The organism is Enterobacter sp. Taxon_8 (assembly GCF_058354585.1).
Genome location: NZ_CM177989.1, coordinates 249682 through 271048 on the forward strand (window position 1 = coordinate 249682; position 21367 = coordinate 271048).

General features: G+C 57.1%; 13 protein-coding genes. 11 read left to right on the forward strand and 2 right to left on the reverse strand.

Annotation, left to right across the window (positions count from 1 at the left end):
- The 9 genes from bcsR to AC4IBF_RS01195 all read left to right on the forward strand — a co-directional run bounded on the left by bcsR (position 1) and on the right by AC4IBF_RS01195 (position 15865).
- Positions 1–189, forward strand: a complete 189-nt coding sequence (bcsR, locus tag AC4IBF_RS01155) for a cellulose biosynthesis protein BcsR (RefSeq protein ID WP_008503237.1) — start codon at positions 1–3, stop codon at positions 187–189.
- A gap of 11 nt (positions 190–200) precedes the next feature.
- Entirely contained in the window at positions 201–953 is a 753-nt protein-coding gene (bcsQ, locus tag AC4IBF_RS01160) for a cellulose biosynthesis protein BcsQ (RefSeq protein ID WP_325848813.1), read from the forward strand.
- Complete coding sequence (gene bcsA, locus AC4IBF_RS01165; protein WP_143345642.1) at positions 950–3565, forward strand: UDP-forming cellulose synthase catalytic subunit; 2616 nt, start codon at positions 950–952, stop codon at positions 3563–3565. The genes bcsQ and bcsA overlap by 4 nt, the downstream gene beginning before the upstream one ends.
- Before the next feature lie 10 nt (positions 3566–3575).
- Entirely contained in the window at positions 3576–5996 is a 2421-nt protein-coding gene (gene bcsB, locus AC4IBF_RS01170; RefSeq protein WP_491463114.1) for a cellulose biosynthesis cyclic di-GMP-binding regulatory protein BcsB, read from the forward strand.
- A 6-nt stretch (positions 5997–6002) separates the two neighbouring features.
- A complete protein-coding gene (gene bcsZ / locus AC4IBF_RS01175; RefSeq protein ID WP_115876800.1) occupies positions 6003–7109 on the forward strand; it encodes a cellulose synthase complex periplasmic endoglucanase BcsZ in 1107 nt (368 codons plus the stop codon).
- Complete coding sequence (gene bcsC / locus AC4IBF_RS01180) at positions 7091–10573, forward strand: cellulose synthase complex outer membrane protein BcsC (protein ID WP_136195974.1); 3483 nt, start codon at positions 7091–7093, stop codon at positions 10571–10573. Before bcsZ ends, bcsC begins: the two co-directional genes overlap by 19 nt.
- A gap of 119 nt (positions 10574–10692) precedes the next feature.
- A complete protein-coding gene (gene hmsP / locus AC4IBF_RS01185; RefSeq protein ID WP_491463115.1) occupies positions 10693–12699 on the forward strand; it encodes a biofilm formation regulator HmsP in 2007 nt (668 codons plus the stop codon).
- Positions 12700–12858: 159 nt separating this feature from the next.
- Entirely contained in the window at positions 12859–14145 is a 1287-nt protein-coding gene (locus AC4IBF_RS01190) for a dicarboxylate/amino acid:cation symporter (protein ID WP_023309587.1), read from the forward strand.
- Between the two features lie 226 nt (positions 14146–14371).
- The gene (locus AC4IBF_RS01195; protein WP_143345639.1) at positions 14372–15865 is read left to right on the forward strand and encodes a M16 family metallopeptidase; all 1494 of its coding nucleotides are present in this window, start codon (positions 14372–14374) and stop codon (positions 15863–15865) included.
- A gap of 63 nt (positions 15866–15928) precedes the next feature.
- On the opposite strand, the gene kdgK is transcribed toward AC4IBF_RS01195, so the two are convergent.
- Positions 15929–16858, reverse strand: coding sequence for a 2-dehydro-3-deoxygluconokinase (gene kdgK / locus AC4IBF_RS01200; RefSeq protein WP_127732564.1), 930 nt, complete (start codon positions 16856–16858; stop codon positions 15929–15931).
- Between the two features lie 229 nt (positions 16859–17087).
- Here kdgK and pdeH point away from each other — a divergent pair, with 229 nt between their 5' ends.
- Positions 17088–17861 (forward strand): cyclic-guanylate-specific phosphodiesterase, encoded by a 774-nt coding sequence (pdeH, locus tag AC4IBF_RS01205; RefSeq protein ID WP_491463116.1) that lies wholly within the window; start codon positions 17088–17090, stop codon positions 17859–17861.
- A 65-nt stretch (positions 17862–17926) separates the two neighbouring features.
- Entirely contained in the window at positions 17927–19969 is a 2043-nt protein-coding gene (locus AC4IBF_RS01210; protein WP_133295298.1) for an AsmA family protein, read from the forward strand.
- A 60-nt stretch (positions 19970–20029) separates the two neighbouring features.
- Here the strand turns inward: AC4IBF_RS01210 and AC4IBF_RS01215 are convergent, their stop codons facing one another.
- A complete protein-coding gene (locus AC4IBF_RS01215) occupies positions 20030–21352 on the reverse strand; it encodes an MFS transporter (RefSeq protein ID WP_111963705.1) in 1323 nt (440 codons plus the stop codon).
- Between the last annotated feature and the right edge of the window lie 15 nt (positions 21353–21367).

The window sequence follows — 21367 nt, forward strand, 5'->3', positions numbered from 1 at the left end:
ATGGATAATAACGAACCTGGAACCCCAGTCGACTCGACTCTGGGTTACACATTCCAAAACGATTTTCTGGCGCTGACGCAGGCCTTTTCTTTACCTGAAATAGATTACACCGATATTTCCCAGCGGGAACAGTTGGCCGCGGCTATTAAACGCTGGCCGTTATTAGCTGAATTCGCCCATCAACAATAAGGGAGCCATTGATGGCCATACTCGGATTACAGGGTGTCCGTGGCGGTGTGGGTACCACATCAGTTACCGCGGCGCTGGCGTGGTCATTACAGCTTTTAGGTGAATCGGTGCTGGTTATTGACGCCTGCGCCGATAATTTGTTGCGTATGTCGTTTAACGTTGACTTTACTCGTGAAGAGGGCTGGGCCCGCGCGCTGCTTGATGATAAAGACTGGCAGGATGCGGGGATGCGCTATACCTCCCAGCTCGATCTGCTGCCGTTTGGTCAACTGACCACCACGGAACGCGAAAATGAAGCCGCGTATCAGCGCCTGTTTTCGCAGTTCACGCTGGCGCTGCAGACCCTGAAAGAAAAGGGGCACTACAAATGGATCCTGCTGGATCTGCCCCACGGCGCCGGCACGCTGACCCGACAGCTTATCGCCCAGTGCGATCATATACTTTCCATCGTCAACGTCGATGCGAACTGCCATATCCGCCTGCATCAGCAGGGGCTGCCTCAGAACGCTCACCTTCTGATTAACGATTTGCGCATTGGCAGCCAGATCCAGGACGATCTGTATCAGGTCTGGCTGCAAAGCCAGCGCCGTCTGCTTCCCATTGTCATCCATCGTGATGAGGGGATGGCGGAATGCCTTGCGTCTAAGCAACCGCTCGGCGAATACCGCAGCGATTCACTGGCGGCAGAAGAGATCCTGACGCTGGCTAACTGGTGTCTGCTGAACTTCGCCAACCGGGCGGAACATGCAGGGAGTGATGTATGAGTCGTCTCGCCAGCTGGTTACTCATCCCACCGGTCAGTTCGCGTTTGAGCGAACATTACCGGCATTTTCGCCGTCACGGCGCGTCGGCATTCAGCGCCGCGCTCGGCTGTTTCTGGATGATTCTGGCCTGGATGTTTATTCCACTCGAACACCCGCGCTGGCAGCGCATACGTGCCCGGCACAGTGAATTGTATCCGCACATTAATCCTGACCGGCCGCGTCCACTGGATCCGGCGCGTTATCTCATTCAGGCCATCTGGCTGGTGGCGACCTCATCCCGTGCGGAGACAAAAACGCCGTACTGGCGGAGCTTCTCCCGCGTGCAGCAGTTACGTGAACGCTACCATCAGTGGCTGGACAGGCTGCCCAACAGCGTAAGCGATAAGACCAGCCATCTGGATAACCATAAAGAGCTAGGACATCTCCATCCGGGCCTGCGGCGTTTTATCCTCGGCGTGATCGTCGTGTTCTCGCTCATTCTGGCGCTGGTCTGTATTACGCAGCCTTTCAACCCTCTGGCGCAGTTCACCTTCCTGATCCTGCTGTGGGGCGTGGCGCTGCTGGTCCGCCGTATTCCGGGCCGCTTCTCGGCGCTGATGCTGATCGTATTGTCGCTGACCGTCTCCTGTCGCTACATCTGGTGGCGTTATACCTCAACCCTGAACTGGGACGACCCGGTCAGCCTGGTATGCGGTCTGGTGCTGCTGTTTGCAGAAACCTACGCCTGGATCGTGCTGGTGCTGGGCTATTTCCAGGTCATTTGGCCGCTCAACCGCCAGCCGGTTCCGCTGCCAAAGGACACGACCCAGTGGCCAACCGTCGATCTCTTCGTGCCGACCTACAACGAAGACCTGAGCGTGGTGAAGAACACGATTTATGCTGCGCTGGGTATCGACTGGCCGAAAGACAAGCTCAAGGTCTGGATCCTGGATGACGGCAACCGCCCGGCGTTTCGCCAGTTCGCGGAGGAGGTCGGCGTCGAATACATCGCCCGTCCGACTCACGAACACGCTAAGGCGGGTAACATCAACAACGCGTTGAAGTATGCCTCCGGGGAGTTTGTCTCGATCTTTGACTGTGACCACGTGCCGACGCGCTCTTTCCTGCAGATGACCATGGGCTGGTTCCTGAAGGAGAAAGAGCTGGCGATGATGCAGACGCCGCACCACTTCTTCTCGCCGGACCCGTTTGAACGTAACCTTGGCCGCTTCCGTAAGACCCCGAACGAAGGCACCCTGTTCTATGGCCTGGTGCAGGACGGGAACGACATGTGGGATGCCACCTTCTTCTGCGGCTCCTGTGCGGTTATCCGCCGTAAACCGCTGGATGAAATTGGCGGTATCGCCGTCGAAACGGTAACTGAAGATGCGCACACCTCTCTGCGCCTGCACCGTCGTGGCTATACCTCTGCCTATATGCGTATTCCTCAGGCAGCCGGTCTGGCAACGGAGTCACTGTCGGCGCACATTGGCCAGCGTATTCGCTGGGCGCGCGGGATGGTGCAGATTTTCCGTCTCGATAACCCTCTGATCGGGAAAGGACTCAAGCTGGCGCAGCGTCTCTGCTACGTCAACGCCATGTTCCACTTCTTGTCCGGCATTCCGCGGCTAATCTTCCTGACCGCGCCGCTGGCGTTCCTGCTTCTGCACGCTTATATCATCTACGCTCCCGCGCTGATGATTGCGCTGTTTGTTCTGCCGCACATGATCCACGCGAGCCTGACGAACTCGAAGATACAGGGTAAATACCGCCACTCCTTCTGGAGTGAAATCTACGAAACGGTGCTGGCCTGGTACATCGCGCCGCCGACGATGGTGGCGCTGATTAATCCGCACAAAGGTAAATTCAACGTCACCGCGAAGGGCGGGCTGGTGGAGGAGGAGTACGTCGACTGGGTGATCTCCCGGCCGTATATCTTCCTGGTGCTGCTGAATATCGTGGGCGTCATTGCGGGTATCTGGCGTTACTTCTACGGCCCGGAAAACGAAATCCTGACCGTCTTCGTCAGTATGGCATGGGTCTTCTACAACCTGATTATCCTCGGCGGCGCGGTGGCGGTGTCGGTGGAAAGCAAACAGGTTCGTCGTGCGCATCGTGTTGAAATCTGCATGCCTGCGGCGATTGCCCGTGAAGATGGCCACCTCTTCTCCTGTACCGTGCATGACTTCTCTGACGGCGGTCTGGGGATCAAAATCAACGGCCAGGCGAAGGTGCTGGAAGGGCAAAAAGTTAACCTGCTGCTTAAGCGCGGTCAGCAGGAGTATGTCTTCCCGACGCAGGTTGTTCGCGTGGCGGGCAATGAAGTCGGTCTGCAGCTGATGCCGTTGACCAAAAAGCAACATATCGATTTTGTGCAGTGTACGTTTGCCCGCGCGGATACGTGGGCTCTCTGGCAGGACAGCTTCCCGGAAGATAAACCTCTGGAAAGCCTGCTGGATATTCTGAAGCTGGGGTTCCGTGGCTATCGTCACCTTGCAGAATTTGCCCCGTCGTCGGTGAAATTAATTTTCCGGTCACTTACTTCGCTGGTTTCCTGGGTCGTGTCGTTCATTCCTCGTCGTCCTGAGCGGGATGAGGCGAAGCAGGCGGACCCGGTTATGGCTCAACAATGATGATAACGCGATGAAAACAAAACTTTCCTGGTTATGTGCAGTGGCAATGGGGATGAATGCGATCCCCGCAACAATGGCTAACGCAGCCCCGGGTAACGCAGCGGCAACGCCTGCGCCAACGGTACCTGTCGTCGCGCAAGCAACCGATCCGGTTGTCACCGCGGCACCTGGCCAAACAGAAAATATCACGCCGAACCAGCCGACGGAGGGGAACACATTGCCGGCAGACGGCCAGGTCATCGGGCAGGTGATGCCGGGCGTCCGGGGGGCGAATGCGCCCGTCGTTGCGGACAATGCGCCGTCGCGCGACGTGAAGCTGACCTTCGCGCAAATTGCGCCGCCTCCGGGCAGCATGGTGCTGCGCGGCATCAACCCTAACGGCGGCATTGAGTTTGGCATGCGCAGCGATGAGGTCGTCTCTAATGCGGTGCTGAACCTTGAATACACCCCGTCGCCGTCCCTGCTGCCGACGCAGTCTCAGCTGAAGGTCTACCTGAATGACGAGCTGATGGACGTACTGCCGGTCACCAAAGAGCAGCTGGGCAAAAAAACCCAGGCGCAGGTGCCGATTAACCCGCTGTTCATCACCGACTTTAACCGTATCCGTCTGGAGTTTGTCGGTCACTACCGCGATGTCTGCGAAAACCCTGCCAGCAACACGCTGTGGATGGACGTCGGGCGTAACTCCTCGCTGCAGATGACCTACCAGTCGCTGGCGCTGAAAAACGATCTCTCGGCATTCCCGGTTCCGTTCTTCGATCCGCGTGATAACCGTCCGCTCACGCTGCCGATGGTGTTTGCATCATCCCCGGACGTGACCGAGCAGCTGGCGGCCACCATTGTGGCGTCCTGGTTTGGTTCACGCGCGGGCTGGCGTGGACAGAGCTTCCCGGCGATGTATGACAAACTGCCGGACAGAAATGCCATTGTGTTTGCGACCAACGCGAAACGCCCGGCCTTCCTGCGCGATCGTCCGGACGTCAAAGCGCCGACCATTGAGATGATAAGCCACCCGGAAAACCCGTACGTGAAGCTGCTGGTGGTCTTTGGTCGTGATGATAAAGACCTGGTGCAGGCAGCAAAAGCCATTGCTCAGGGTAACGTCCTTTTCCGCGGCAACAGCGTGGTGGTGGATGAGGTCAAACCGCTGCTGGCGCGTAAACCTTATGATGCGCCAAACTGGGTGCGTACCGACCGTGCGGTGACATTCGGTGAGCTGAAAACCTATGAAGAACAGCTGCAGGCGACGGGGCTTGAGCCAGCGCCGATTAGCCTGTCGCTGAATCTGCCGCCGGATCTGTACCTGCTGCGTACCAACGGCATTGATATCAATCTGAACTACCGCTATACCGCGCCAGCGACCAAAGACAGCTCGCGCATGGATATCAGCCTGAACAACCAGTTCCTGCAATCCTTCAGCCTGCAAAGCACGCAGGATACTAACCGCCTGATGCTTCGCCTGCCGGTGCTGCAGGGTCTTCTGGATGGCAAAACGGATGTCTCTATTCCGGCACTGAAGCTTGGCGCGATAAACCAGCTGCGCTTTGACTTCCAGTACATGAACCCAATGCCTGGCGGTTCTGCGGAAAACTGCATCACCTTCCAGCCCGTACAGAACCACGTTGTGATTGGCGATGAGTCGACCATCGACTTCTCGAAGTACTATCACTTCCTGGCGATGCCGGATCTGCGCGCCTTTGCTAACGCGGGCTTCCCGTTCAGCCGCATGGCCGATCTTTCTGAGTCCATCGTAGTAATGCCAAAAGCGCCAACTGAAGGGCAGGTAACGACCCTGCTGGATACCATGGCGACCGTTGGAGGACAGACGGGATTACCGGCGATTAACGTTACGTTGACGGACGATGGCAGCCAGATTCAGAACAAAGACGCTGACATCATGGTGATCGGTACCATTCCGGACAAGCTGAAGGATGACAAACGTATCGATCTGCTGGTGAAAGCGGCTCAGTCCTGGGTTAACACGCCGCTGCGCCAGACCGAGTTCCCGAGCATTATGCCGGATGTGAACGATCGTCAGGCCAGCGCGCAGACGACGGTAACGTCTCAGGGGGCAATGGCCGCGGTGGTCGGCTTCCAGTCACCTTACAACGAACAGCGTAGCGTGGTGGCTCTCCTCGCGGACAGCCCGCGCGGGTATGAACTGCTCAATACGGCCATGAACGACAGCGGTAAACGTGCCGCGATGTTTGGTTCCGTGTCGGTGATCCGTGAGTCCGGCGTCAATAGCCTGCGCGTGGGCGATGTGTACTACGTAGGCCATCTGCCGTGGTTTGAACGCCTGTGGTATGCGCTGGCTAACCATCCGGTTCTGCTCGCCATCCTGGCTGCGGTCAGCGTGGTCTTGCTGGCATGGGTGCTGTGGCGTCTGCTGCGAATCATCAGCCGTCGTCGTCTGAACCCGGATGAGTAAGATGTGATGAAAGCCTTTCGCTGGTGTGTATTAGCAGCGGTGATGCTGGCGGCGCTACCTCTTCGCGCCGCCTGTACCTGGCCTGCCTGGGAGCAGTTTAAAAAGGACTACATCAGCGAGGGCGGGCGTGTCGTTGATCCCAGCGACACGCGCAAAATTACGACCTCGGAAGGGCAAAGCTACGCCCTGTTCTTTGCCCTGGCGGCGAACGATCGCAAATCTTTTGACCAGCTGCTGACCTGGACGCGCGATAATCTTGCCAGCGGCGATCTCAACGACCATCTGCCTGCCTGGCTATGGGGTCAGAAAGATAAAGAGACGTGGGCGGTGATTGATACTAACTCCGCCTCTGACGCCGATGTCTGGATCGCCTGGTCACTGCTCGAAGCGGGTCGACTGTGGAAACATCCGGATTATACCCGCACGGGTAAAGCGCTGCTGAAACGCATTGTCAGCGAGGAAGTGGTGAAAGTCCCGGGGCTCGGCGCAATGCTGCTTCCCGGTAAAGTCGGCTTTGCCGATGAGAACGTATGGCGCTTTAATCCCAGCTATCTTCCTCCGCAGCTAGCGAGTTATTTCACGCGTTTTGGTACCCCGTGGACCACGCTTCGTGAAACCAATCAGCGCCTGCTGCTGGAGAGTGCGCCGAAAGGATTTTCGCCGGACTGGGTGCAGTATCAGAAAAACAAAGGCTGGCGGTTACAGCAGGATAAATCGCTGGTGGGCGGCTACGATGCCATCCGCGTTTATCTCTGGGTGGGAATGATGAGTGATAAAGATCCTCAGAAAGCCCGGCTGCTGACGCGCTTCCAGCCGATGGCGGCCAAGACAATGAAACGGGGTGTGCCGCCGGAGAAAGTGGATGTGGCGACGGGTAAACGCACCGGGAATGGTCCGGTCGGGTTCTCTGCCGCCATGCTGCCGTTTTTACAACAACGTGATGCCCAGGCGGTTCAGCGCCAGCGCGTTGCAGACCATTTTCCCGATAATAATGCCTATTACAGCTACGTGCTGACTCTCTTTGGGCAAGGATGGGATCAGCATCGTTTTCGCTTCACCGCAAAAGGTGAATTAATACCGGATTGGGGCCAGGAATGCGCAAGTTCACAGTAAATCTACTCACTTTATCGCTTGGCCTGGCACTGATGCCGATGGCTGAGGCCGCCAACTCTCCGCAGCAGAAACAGCTGCTGGAACAGGTTCGGCTGGGCGAATCGACACAGCGTGAGGATTTGGTTCGTCAGTCGCTTTATCGTCTGGAGCTGATTGACCCGAACAACCCTGACGTCATTGCCGCACGCTTTCGCTACCTGCTGCGCCAGGGCGATAACGCCGGCGCGCAAAAAGAGCTGGACCGTCTGAAAGGGATAGCACCGGGCTCGAGCGCGTACCAGTCATCACGCAACACGATGCTGCTGTCCACGCCGGATGGCCGCCAGCAGCTCCAGCAGGCGCGATTGCTCGCTACCACGGGACACACGCAGGAGGCGATTGCAGCCTATGACAAGCTGTTTGACGGCAACCCACCGGGCGGCGACGTGGCGACGGAATACTGGAACGTGGTGGCGAAAGATCCTGCTCGCCGGAATGCAGCCATTAACCAGCTCAAGAAAATAAACAGCAGCAGCCCCGGAAATACACAGCTGCAGGCGACGTTGTCCCAGCTTCTGTTCCAGAGCGGACGCCGTGACGAAGGCTTTGCGCTATTGCAGGAGATGGCCAAATCTACCAACGGGCGCAGCCAGGCGTCTGATATGTGGTATGACCAAATCAAAGACCAGCCTGCCAGCAGCGCGAGCGTTAGCGCGCTGCAAAAATACCTGAGCGTATTCAGCGACGGTGATAGCGTCGCGGCGGCGCGTGCCCAGCTTGAAGCCCAGCAAAAACAGCTCGCTGACCCTGCATTCCGCGCGAAAGCGGAAGGGCTGGCGGCGGTGGATGCCGGGCAGGGCAGTAAGGCGGTGGCGGAGCTGCAAAAAGCCGTCAGCGCCAACCATGCCGACAGTGAAGCGGTGGGTGCCCTGGGACAGGCTTATTCCCAGAAAGGCGACCGCGCCCGCGCGGTGGCACAGTTTGAAAAGGCAATTGCCCTCGATCCCCAGAGCGATAACCGGGGTAAATGGGACAGTTTGCTGAAGGTTAACCGCTACTGGCTGCTGATCCAGCAGGGCGATGCGGCGCTGAAGGCGAATAACCCGGCGCAGGCGGAGCGTTACTATCAGCAGGCACGCAGTATCGACAATACCGACAGCTATGCCGTGCTGGGGCTGGGCGACGCCGCCGCGGCGCGTAAAGATAACGACGCGGCGGAGCGTTATTACCGTCAGGCGCTGCGAATGGACAGCGGCAACAGCAATGCGGTCCGCGGTCTGGCCAATATTTACCGTGCGCAGTCCCCGGAGAAAGCCTCGCAGTTTATCCAGTCTCTCTCCGCCAGCCAGCGCAGAAGCATAGATGATATTGAACGTAGCCTGACCAACGAACAGCTCTCCGCCCAGGCCGAGCAGCTTGAAAATCAGGGGAAATACGCTCAGGCGGCAGAGATTCAGCGTCGTCGTCTGGCGCTCTCTCCCGGCGATGTATGGATAACCTATCGTCTCTCGCGCGATCTCTACAGCGCGGGTCAGCGCAGCCAGGCGGATACCCTTATGCGTCAGCTTGCCAGCCAGAAACCGTCCGACCCGGATCAGGTTTATGCCAACGGGCTCTATCTTTCCGGAAACGATCAGGACCGCGCCGCGCTGGCGCATCTGGATACGCTGCCGCGAAGCCAGTGGAACGGCAATATTCAGGAGCTTGCTGACCGTCTGCAAAGTAACCAGGTGCTGGAAACCGCCAACCGTCTGCGCGACAGCGGCAAAGAGCAGGAGGCTGAAAACCTTTTGCGCCAGCAGCCAACCTCCACCCGCATCGACCTGACGCTGGCGGACTGGGCGCAGCAGCGTGGCGATCTGGACTCGGCAAAAACGACGTACAACGCCGTTCTGCAGCGTGAACCGCAGAACGAAGACGCCATCCTCGGCCTGACCGAGATTTATAGCGCTCAGGGTAACAAAGATGCCGCGCGCTCGGAGCTGGCGAAGCTGCCCGCCGCGCAAAACGGTCAGCCGCTGTCGCTCAATATGCAGCGCCGCATCGCGATGGCGCAGGCGGGTCTGGGCGATTCCGCCGCCGCAGAACAGACCTTCAATAAAATTATTCCGCAGGCTAAATCGCAGCCCGGCTCCATGGAAAACGCGCTGGTGCTGCGTGATGCCGCGCGTTTCCAGGCGCAAAACGGGCAGCCTCAGCAGGCACTGGAAACCTACAAAGACGCGATGGTGTCGTCTGGCATCACCACGACGCGTCCGGTGGATAACGACAGTTTCACTCGTCTGACGCGTAACGATGAAAAAGACGACTGGCTGAAACGCGGCGTGCGCAGTGATGCCGGTGACTTGTACCGTCAGCAGGATGTTAACGTCACGCTGCAGCACGACTACTGGGGCTCCAGCGGCACGGGCGGCTATTCCGACCTGAAAGCGCATACTACCATGCTGCAGGTGGATGCCCCGCTCTCTGACGGGCGCATGTTCTTCAGAAGCGATCTGGTCAACATGGACGCTGGTTCATTTGATAACAATAACGGAACCTACGATCCTAAATGGGGGACCTGCTACGAAACGCCGTGTAGCGGCAATACCCATCAGTCCGACAATGGCGCAAGCGTTGCCGTCGGCTGGCAGAATAAAACCTGGGCGATGGATATTGGCACCACGCCGATGGGCTTTGACGTTGTCGACGTGGTGGGCGGCATCAGCTACAGCAGCGATCTGGGCCCCATCGGCTATACCGTTAACGCCCATCGTCGCCCAATCTCCAGCTCTCTGCTGGCGTTCGCCGGGCAAAAAGATACCAACACCGGCACCACCTGGGGCGGCGTACGTGCCACCGGTGGCGGCGTAAGCATGAGCTATGACAAAGGTGAAGCGAACGGCATCTGGTCGAGCCTGAATGCGGAAACGCTGACGGGTAAAAATGTTGAGGATAACTGGCGCGTCCGCTGGATGACGGGTTACTACTACAAGCTCATTAATAAAAACAATGAGCGCCTGACGGTCGGCGTCTCCAATATGCTCTGGCACTACGACAAAGACCTGAGCGGGTATACCCTGGGTCAGGGCGGTTACTACAGTCCGCAGGAGTACGTCTCCTTCGCACTGCCGGTGACCTGGCGTAAACGCACGGAGAACTGGTCCTGGGAGCTGGGTGGCTCGGTCTCCTGGTCTCACTCGAAAACCAAAGACGAACTGCGCTACCCGATCCAGAATCTGATCCCGACCGATGAGCCAGACCGCTATACCGACCGGGGCGCAATGGAAACCGGCAGCAGTTCATCAGGAACGGGTTATACCGCGCGGGCCATTATCGAGCGCCGCGTAACGTCCAACTGGTTTGTAGGCATGGGCGTGGATATTCAGGAGGCGAAAGACTATACCCCAAGCCATGCGCTGATCTATGTGCGCTACTCTGCCGCAGGCTGGCAGGGCGATATGGACTTACCGCCGCAGCCGCTCATCCCTTACGCGGACTGGTAATCGGATTTTCCTTAATCCATTTGTAAGTCTCTCTTAATAGCGCGGCAATCGGGTATACTCAGGCGCGCCGGGTTTACACCCTGGCGCGCCCTGCGCTTCGAGTTTTGTGGAGAGTCATTTTGCGTGTCAGCCGTTCCTTAACAATCAAACAGATGGCGATGGTCTCTGCCGTCACCATGCTGTTTGTCCTGCTCTTCTGCGTAATTTTGCTGTTTCATTCCGTACAGCAGAATCGCTATAACACGGCTTCGCAGTTAGAAAGTATCGCCCGCTCGGTGCGTGGCCCGCTTTCTGCCTCTATCCTGAAAGGGGATATTCCCGAAGCGGAAACCATTTTAAAACGTATTCAGCCTGCCGGCGTCGTTAGCCGCGCCGATGTCGTCTTGCCCAACCAGTTTCAGGCGCTGCGGATGAGCTTTATCCCGGAGCGTCCCGTCCCGATGATGGTGATGCGCCTGTTTGAACTGCCGGTGCAAATTTCGCTTCCCGTTTATTCGCTTGAACGCCCTGCGAATCCGCAGCCGCTGGCCTACCTGGTTTTGCAGGCGGACTCCTACCGCATGTATAAATTCGTCATGAGCTGGGTGGTTACGTTAGTGACCACTTGCTTACTTATGACGCTTATTCTCAGCGTGGCGCTCACCTGGTGCATTAACCGGCTGATTGTTCATCCGCTGCGCCGTATCGCCCGTGAGCTGAATACGCTTGCGCCGCAGGATCAGATGGGACATCAGCTTGAGCTGCCGCGTCTGCATCATGACGATGAGATAGGTATGCTGGTGCGCAGCTACAACCTCAATCAGCAGCGCATCCAGCGTCAGCAGGATGAATTAAACAGCAGCGCCACCCGTTTTCCGGTATCGGAGCTCCCCAATAAAGCCTTCCTGATGGCGATGCTGGAGCAGACCGTTGCCCGTCAGCAAACTACGGCGCTGATGGTTATCGCCTGTGAAACCTTGCAGGACACGGCTGGCGTGCTTCAGGAGAGCCAGCGCGAAATGCTGCTGCTCACCCTGGTGGAAAAGATCAAATCTGTCCTTGCCCCGCGCATGGTGCTGACCCAGGTCAGCGGTTACGATCTGGTGGTGATTGCCAACGGCGTAAAAGAACCGTGGCATGCGATCACCTTAGGTCAGCAAGTACTCACTGTCATTAATGAGCGGTTGCCCATTCAGGGTATCCAGCTTCGTCCGAGCGCCAGTATCGGTATCGCCATGTACTATGGTGATTTAACGGCGGAGCAGCTTTATCGTCGCGCGTTCTCGGCGGCGTTTACCGCCCGGCGCAAAGGGAAAAATCAGATCCAGTTCTTTGAACCGGAGCAGATGGAAAAGGCGCAGCAGCGCCTGACGGAAGAGAGCGACATCCTGACCGCGCTGGATAACCGGCAGTTTGCCCTCTGGCTACAGCCGCAGATGAATTTGCTGACGGGAGAAGTGAAAAGCGCCGAGGCACTGCTGCGCGTGCAGCAGCCGGATGGTTCATGGGAACTGCCGGAAGGGCTGATTGAGCGCATTGAGTCCTGCGGCCTGATGGTTACCGTCGGCTACTGGGTGCTGGAAGAGTCCTGCCGTCAGCTGGCCGCCTGGCAGGAGCGCGGCGTGACGCTGCCGCTGTCGGTCAATTTGTCTGCCATGCAGCTTATGCACCCGACCATGGTTTCAGAGATGCTGGAGCTGATCCATCGTTACCGAATCAAGCCTGATACGTTAACTCTGGAAGTGACGGAGAGCCGACACATCGACGATCCTAATCAGGCGGTCGCGATTCTCAAACCGCTGCGTAATGCCGGTATTCGCATTGCCCTGGACGATTTTGGCATGGGATACGCCGGGCTGCGTCAGCTTCAGCACATGAAAACCCTTCCGGTAGATGTGCTCAAAATTGACAAAGCGTTTGTCGACGGTCTGCCGGGCGACAGCAGCATGGTGCAGGCGATTATCCAGATGGCGCGTAGCCTCAACCTGCATCTTATTGCCGAGGGGATTGAAACCGAAGCGCAACGCGCCTGGCTTGCAGAGGCGGGCGTGGAGAGCGGACAAGGCTTCCTTTTTGCCCCTGCAGTCCCTTCGGATATCTTTATAGAACGATACCTTTCTTGTGCTGACAATAACGCAAAAGTGTAATTTTGTTGCTGGCTTGTGCGAGCCAGCTCAAAATTCTTAACATTTGTGTTTCAAATTTGAACTGAGTTTATTTCTGTCCTGTTATGTGGGTGTTATTTTAAAGCCGCAGGTTAACCATAACCTTACAAAGCCTGTGGTTTTTCTTCCCAAGGACACCTTATGAAAACCTCACTCTTCAAAAGTCTTTATTTCCAGGTCCTGACAGCCATCGCCATCGGTATTCTGCTGGGTCACTATTATCCTGAGCTGGGCGCGCAAATGAAACCGCTTGGCGACGCGTTCGTTAAGCTCATCAAAATGGTCATCGCTCCGGTGATCTTCTGTACCGTAGTAACGGGCATCGCTGGCATGGAAAGCATGAAGGCGGTTGGTCGTACCGGTGCAGTGGCGCTTCTCTATTTTGAAGTGGTCAGTACACTTGCGCTGATTATCGGTCTGATCATCGTCAACGTGGTGCAGCCAGGCGCGGGGATGAACGTAGACCCGTCAACGCTTGATGCCAAAGCGGTCGCGGTATATGCCGAGCAGGCGAAGGATCAGGGCGTGGTAGCCTTCCTGCTGGACGTGATACCGGGCAGCGTCATTGGCGCGTTCGCCAGCGGAAACATCCTCCAGGTGCTGCTGTTCGCCGTGATGTTTGGCTTTGCCCTGCACCGTCTGGGCAGCAAAGGCCAGCTTATCTTTAACGTAATCGAAAGCTTCTCGCAGGTGATCTTCGGCATCATCAATATGATCATGCGCCTGGCGCCGATCGGTGCTTTTGGTGCGATGGCCTTCACCATCGGTAAGTATGGCGTCGGTACGCTGGTGCAGCTGGGTCAGCTGATTATCTGCTTCTATATAACCTGTATCCTTTTCGTAGTCGTGGTGCTGGGTTCCATCGCCCGCGCGACGGGTTTCAACATCTTCAAATTTATTCGTTACATCCGTGAAGAGCTGCTGATTGTTCTGGGGACCTCCTCTTCAGAATCGGCGCTGCCGCGTATGCTCGACAAGATGGAAAAGCTGGGGTGCCGTAAATCGGTGGTCGGGCTGGTGATCCCGACGGGCTACTCCTTCAACCTGGACGGCACCTCGATATACCTGACGATGGCGGCCGTGTTTATCGCTCAGGCGACCAACAGCCATATGGATATTTTCCATCAGATTACCCTGCTGGTGGTTCTCCTGCTCTCCTCTAAAGGCGCGGCAGGCGTGACGGGCAGCGGCTTTATCGTGCTGGCTGCCACCATTTCCGCTGTAGGTCACCTGCCGGTGGCGGGTCTGGCGTTGATTCTGGGTATTGACCGCTTCATGTCAGAGGCCCGTGCGTTAACCAACCTGGTGGGTAACGGCGTGGCAACGGTGGTGGTGGCGAAATGGGTGAAAGAGCTGGATCACAAAAAGCTCGACGATACTCTGAATAATCGTTCAACTGACAGCAAAAATCCTGGCTTAACCTCTTAATCTTGTCACAAATGCCCGTATTCCCTTGTCGGGATGCGGGCTCCTGCGCATAATAACTGTTCGTACCTGTCATAATTCGACAAGATTTTTTTGGGTATATTTCACTTCGGACCGTGACGTTTTGCCGAACGCGCGGTCTAATCGACGTGTTTTCATCGTCATCTTTAAGAGTGAAGCGCGTCGCGAGGCACTCTTTTTTAACCAGGAATGTTGATCAGGGGTTCACATGCAGGGCACAAAAATTCGACTCTTAACCGGCGGTTTGCTGATGATGGCAGCAGCCAGTTATGTGCAGGCAGATGCGCTCCAGCCAGACCCGGCCTGGCAACAAGGGACATTAGCGAACGGTTTTCAGTGGCAGGTGTTAGCCACTCCGCAACGTCCCAGTGACCGTATAGAAATCCGTCTGTCCATTAATACCGGTTCCCTCACGGAAAGCACCCAGCAAACCGGTTTTAGCCATTTTATTCCCCGGCTGGCGCTCACGCAGAGCGGCAGCCTGCAAGCGGTTCAGGTGCGTTCACTTTGGCAGCAGGCCATCGATCCGAAGCGCCCGCTTCCTCCGGCTGTTGTCTCGTATGACTACACCATGTTTAACCTGAGCCTGCCTAATAACCGTAACGACCTGCTGAAAGAAGCGCTTACGTATCTCTCCGATGCCTCTGGCAATCTGGCGATTACGCCGGACACCGTTAACTATGCGTTGAGCAACAGTGACATGGTGGCGACCTGGCCCGGAGATACCAAAGAGGGCTGGTGGCGCTACCGCCTGAAGGGCTCAACGTTACTGGGACATGACCCGGCCGAACCGCTGAAACAACCGGTCGATGCCGAACAGGTAAAATCGTTCTACCAGAAGTGGTACACCCCGGACGCCATGACGCTGATCGTGGTAGGTAACGTGGACAGCCGCGCGGTGGTGGAGCAGATCAACAAAGCGTTTGGTGATTTGAAAGGTAAGCGTGAAACGCCAGCCCCTGTCCCGACGCTCTCTCCGCTGCGTGCAGAGCCTGTCAGCATTATGACGGACGCCGTGCGTCAGGATCGCCTCTCCGTCATGTGGGATAACGCTTGGCAGCCCATCCGTGAGTCAGCGGCAATGCTGCGCTACTGGCGTGCCGATCTGGCGCGTGAGGCGCTGTTCTGGCACGTTCAGCAGACGCTGAGCAAGAACAACGTCAAGAATATCGGTCTTGGCTTTGACTGCCGCGTGCTGTTCCAGCGCGCGCAGTGTGCCATTAACGTTGAATCGCCGGGCGATAAGCTGAATGCCAATCTGGGCGTGGTCGCGAAAGAGCTGGCAAAAGTGCGTAAAGAGGGGCTTTCCGAAGAGGAATTCAATGCTCTCGTGGCTCAGAAAAAACTCGAGCTGCAGAAGCTGTTTGCGACCTACGCACGTGCCGATACCGACATTCTGATCAGCCAGCGTATTCGCTCCCTGCAGAATCAGGTGGTGGACATTGCGCCGGAACAGTACCAGAAACTGCGTCAGGACTTCCTGAACGGTCTGACCGTCGAGATGCTCAATCAGGACCTCCGTCAGCAGCTGTCACAGGAGATGGCGTTGATCCTCCTGCAGCCGAAGGGCGAGCCGGAATATGACATGAAGGAACTTCAGACGACCTGGGATTCCATTATGGCCACCGCGTCGCAGCCAGCGCAGGCCGCCACGGCGGATGATTTACATCCGGACGCGACGGATATTCCGCAGGGGCAGTAATGCTTAAACATTCCCTCTCCCTGTGGGAGAGGGTTAGGGTGAGGGCATCAGCCCGCACCTTACTTAAACTGGCATCGCCTCGCGCGGAATAATCGCCCCGCGATACTGAATCACCGTGCTGGCCGTCAGGTGCCCACGCTGTGCCGCCGCTTCCGGCGTTCCACCCGTCAGACGTACCGCCAGATAGCCCGCGCTGAATGAATCACCCGCCGCGGTGGTATCAATCACTTTCTCTTTGGCCAGCTTCACCGCAGGGACCTCAACCACCGCTTCACCCGCAATCGCGACCAGGCACGACTCCGCGCCGCGCTTAATCACCACTTCGCTCACGCCTGCTGCGTGCGTACGTGCAATTACGTCCTCAACCGGCTTTTCACCCCACAGGGCGTCTTCATCGTCGAGCGTGAGGAAGGCGATGTCGGTGCACTGCAGCATCTGTTGATAGACCTGCTGCGTCTCTTCGCGGCTGCCCCACAGGCGCGGGCGGTAGTTGTTATCGAAAATAACCTTGCCGCCGTTTGCACGGCATTCGCGCAGCAGCGACAGCAGCTTTTCACGGCTGGTGGGGCTTAAAATCGCAAGGCTAATCCCGCTCAGATAGAGATAGTCAAAGGTCGCCAGCTCTTCGCAGATGGCCGCAGCCGCGTCGCTCTCCAGCCAGAATTTGGCCGCGGCTTCGTTACGCCAGTAATAAAACGTGCGTTCGCCGGTGCTGTCGGTCTCGATGTAATAAAGTCCCGGGAGGCGGTTTTCCATACGCTGAATCAGCGACGTTTCAACATGTTCACTCTGCCACGCCTCCAGCATCTGCTGGCTGAAGCTGTCCGTTCCCAGGGCGGTAACGTAGTTCACGGTGAGCGCCTCAGGCGCGACCTGGCGGGCAATATAAACGGACGTGTTTAACGTATCGCCACCAAATCCGCGGCTGACTTCAGCGCCTTTTTGTGACAGTTCAATCATGCATTCGCCAATCACGGCAATTTTTTTGGACATAGTCGTGAACCTGAACAGAAGAATTATCAGCAGTGTGCGCTGAGTGAATTAACCGGTCAACTATATTAAAACAACGTTCCATTATTTTATTTGAGCCAGCGCGTGTTCCCGCGCATTTCTGTCATCTTAATTTCATTTTCCCGGTGAATTGAACATAAAGTTCTCAATTGTCGCGCCGATAATCCTGTGACGAGTCCAGAAAGGCTATCCCAACAACAGGACATCTGAAATGAAGTCAGAGCAGGTTATCCAGCGGCTGAGCACTACGCCTGAGGCAAGTATTGAGAACTTGCAGGAGCATCGCTACTGGCTGCAATGTGAGCGTGCATACAACTATCAGCCGATCTACCGAACAGATGGTCGACTGATGGCAATTGAAATTTTGACCGTCGTTACGCACCCCTCAAACCCCACTCAGCGCATCGCGCCGGATCGCTATTTTGCCGAAGTTGCCGTTCGCCAGCGTCTGGATGTGCTGGAAGAACAGCTTCGCATGCTGGCGAAGAAGCAGTCCTTTTTTGAACAGCACGATATCCTCGCCTCGGTGAACGTCGACGGCCCAACCCTGCTGGCGCTGCGGCAGAACGCAAAATTGCAGGAGCTGATCGCCACCCTGCCGTGGATGCGCTTTGAGCTGGTGGAGCATGTCCGTCTGCCGCAGGATTCCTCGTTTGCTTCGATATGCGAATACGGCCCGCTGTGGCTGGATGACTTTGGCACCGGCATGGCGAATTTCTCCGCCCTGAGTGAGGTGCGCTACGACTACATTAAAGTGGCCCGCGATCTGTTCATTATGCTGCGTCAGACCCCGGAAGGTCGGAATCTGTTTACGCTGTTATTACAGCTGATGAACCGCTATTGCCAGGGCGTGATTGTTGAAGGTGTGGAAACGCTGGAAGAGTGGCGTGATGTGCAAAGCTCGCCTGCCGCGGCGGCGCAAGGCTATTTCCTCTCCCGACCGGTACCCATGGATCGCCTCGATAGCGTGATAACTACCCTCTGATAAGCCCGCTTCCCTTTGTCTGGACTATAGTTTTACAGGACAGGTCATCAGGAAAGGGGATAAAAATGACAAGAACAACCAGGGTAATCTCCTGGACAGCAGGGATTTTCTTGTTGTTGATCGTGGTCGTCGCCATCATTATTGCGACGTTTGACTGGAACCGTCTCAAGCCGACCATCAACCAGAAAGTCTCAACCGAACTGAACCGCCCCTTCGCCATACGCGGTGATTTAGGTGTGGTATGGGAGCGTCAGAAAGAGGAGCCAGGCTGGCGAAGCTGGATCCCCTGGCCACACGTCCATGCCGACGACATCATTCTCGGCAACCCGCCGGACATCCCGGACGTCACCATGGTCCACCTGCCGCGCGTGGAGGCCACGCTAGCGCCGTTAGCGCTTCTGACCAAAACCGTTTATCTGCCGTGGATCAAACTTCAGCAGCCTGATGCGCGTCTGATCCGACTCTCAGAAAAAACCAACAACTGGACGTTTAACCTTGCCAGCGATGGCGACAAGGATCCGAATGCCCAGCCTTCTTCCTGGTCATTCCGTCTCGACAATATTCTTTTCGATCGCGGACGGATCGCCATCGACGATAAGGTCAGCAAGGCGGATATGGAGATCCTGGTCGATCCGTTGGGCAAACCGCTGCCGTTTAGCGAGGTCACGGGCACGAAAGCAAAAGGCGACGCGGCAAGCGTAGGTGACTATGTCTTCGGCCTGACGGCAAAAGGACGCTACAACGATCAGCCTCTCAGCGGTAAAGGGAAAATCGGCGGCATGCTGGCGCTACGGAGCGAGGGCACGCCGTTCCCGGTGCAGGCGGACTTCCGTTCCGGTAACACCCGCGTGGCGTTCGTGGGAACGGTTAACGACCCGATGAACATGGGCGGCGTTGACCTTCAGCTTAAATTTGCCGGTGATTCGCTGGGCGAGCTGTATGAACTGACCGGCGTACTGCTGCCGGATACCCCGCCATTCGAAACGGACGGGCATCTGGTCGCCAAAATCGATACCGAAAAATCGTCCGTTTTTGACTACCGGGATTTTAATGGCCGCATTGGCGACAGCGACATCCACGGCACGCTGACCTACACCACCGGAAAACCGCGCCCGAAACTGGAAGGGGATGTTGAATCCCGTCAGCTGCGTCTGGCCGATCTTGGTCCGTTGATTGGCGTGGATTCGGGCAAAGGCACAAAGTCCAAAGAGGTCAAAAAGGACGTTCAGCCTGCGGGAAAAGTATTGCCTTACGATCGTTTCGAAACCGACAAATGGAACGTAATGGATGCGGATGTACGTTTCAAAGGCGGGAAAATTGAACATGGCAGTACGCTGCCGATCAGCAATCTTTCGACCCATATCCTCCTCAAAAACGCCGACCTGCGCCTTCAGCCACTGAAGTTCGGCATGGCGGGTGGGACGATTTCCTCGAACATTCACCTGGAAGGCGATAAGAAGCCGATGCAGGGACGGGCGGAGATCCAGGCGCGTCGATTGAAGCTGAAAGAGCTGATGCCGAACGTAGAGCTGATGCAGAAAACCCTCGGTGAAATGAACGGTGATGCCGACATTCGCGGCGTGGGGAACTCGGTGGCGGCGCTGTTGGGCAGCGGCAACGGAAACCTGAAGCTGCTGATGAACGACGGACTGGTGAGCCGAAACCTGATGGAGATCCTGGGGCTGAACGTCGGTAACTACGTCGTCGGGCAAATCTTCGGCGATGACGAGGTGCGGGTGAACTGCGCGGCGGCCAATCTGGATCTGGTGAACGGCGTGGCGCGCCCGCAGATTTTTGCCTTCGACACGGAAAACGCGGTGATTAACGTGACCGGTACCGCCAGCATGGCTTCGGAGCAGCTTGATCTGACGATTGACCCGGAGAGTAAGGGGATCCGTATTATCACGCTGCGCTCGCCGCTGTACGTGCGCGGGACCTTCAAAAATCCGCAGGCGGGCGTGAAGCCAGGGCCGCTGATTGCGCGCGGTGCCGTGGCTGCGGCCCTTGCGACGCTGGTTACCCCAGCTGCAGCGCTGCTGGCACTGATTTCGCCGTCAGAGGGCGAGGCGAATCAGTGCCGGACCATTTTGTCGCAGATGAAGAAATAGCTCCCTTTCTCCCTCTCCCTGTGGGAGAGGGCCGGGGTGAGGGCATCAGGCCGCAGTGAATTACAGAGCCTGGTGCTTCGTCTCGTGCGTCAGCAGCAGCGCAATCAGCGTCAGCGCCGCCATGGCCGCAAGATAGACGCCCACATAGAACAGACCATAGTTTGCCTGCAGCCAGGTGGCGATATATGGCGCAACGGACGCACCCAGAATAGACGAGACGTTATAGGAGAACGACGCGCCGGTATAACGTACTTCAGTCGGGAACAGCTCGGGCAGCAGCGCGCCCATCGGGCCGAAGGTCAGCCCCATCAGGCTCAGGCCAATCAGCAGATAGGCCATCACCAGCGCCGGGCTACCTGAACCCAGCAGCGGCGGGAAGACGAACAGGGCAAACAAAACGATCAGCGTGGTGATCGTAATCATGCTCGCACGACGACCGAATTTATCCGCCAGCAGGCCGGCAATCGGAACCATCACGCCAAACCCGATCACCGCCATCATCAGCATCCACAGCACTTCGTTACGCGGCAGCCCCAGCCCAACCGGCGCGGCGGCGGTACTGAACGTCATGGAATAGACGGTCATGATGTAGAACAGCGTATAGGTGGCGAGCATGATAAACGTGCCCAGCACGGTCACGCGAACGTGTTTGGTCAGAAGCGTACCCAGCGGCACTTTCACCTGCTTGTTCGCCGCGGCCACTTTCGCGAAGACAGGCGTTTCATGCAGAGAAACACGCACATACAGGCCAATCAGCACCAGCACGGCTGAGAAGATAAACGGAATACGCCAGCCCCAGCTCATGAACTGTTCATCCGTCAGCAGCCAGGAGAGCAGCAGGAACGTCCCGTTGGCAAAGAAGAAGCCAATCGGAGCGCCAAGCTGTGGGAATGAACCGTACAGCGCGCGCTTGCGCGCCGGGGCGTTCTCGGTGGCCAGCAGCGCCGCGCCGCCCCATTCACCACCCAGCCCCAGACCTTGACCAAAACGCGCCAGCGCCAGCAGGACCGGCGCCAGAATACCGATGGTTTCGTAGGTCGGCAGCAGGCCGATGGCTACGGTGGAGATCCCCATCGTCAGCAGCGAGGCCACCAGCGTGACTTTGCGGCCGATGCGATCGCCAAAGTGTCCAAACAGCGCAGAGCCAATCGGACGCGCAACAAACGCAATCGCAAAGGTCGCCAGAGACTGCAGCGTGGCCGCCGTCGGATCGCCCTGCGGGAAGAAAATGTGCGGGAATACGATGACCGCGGCGGTGGCATAAATATAGAAGTCGAAGAACTCGATGGCGGTGCCAATCAGCGATGCGACAACGACTTTATTGCGCGAATTTACTGGAACGTTTTCCGTTTCTGAGTCGAGTGTGGTGGCGGTTGCTTGCATAATATTTTCTTATTT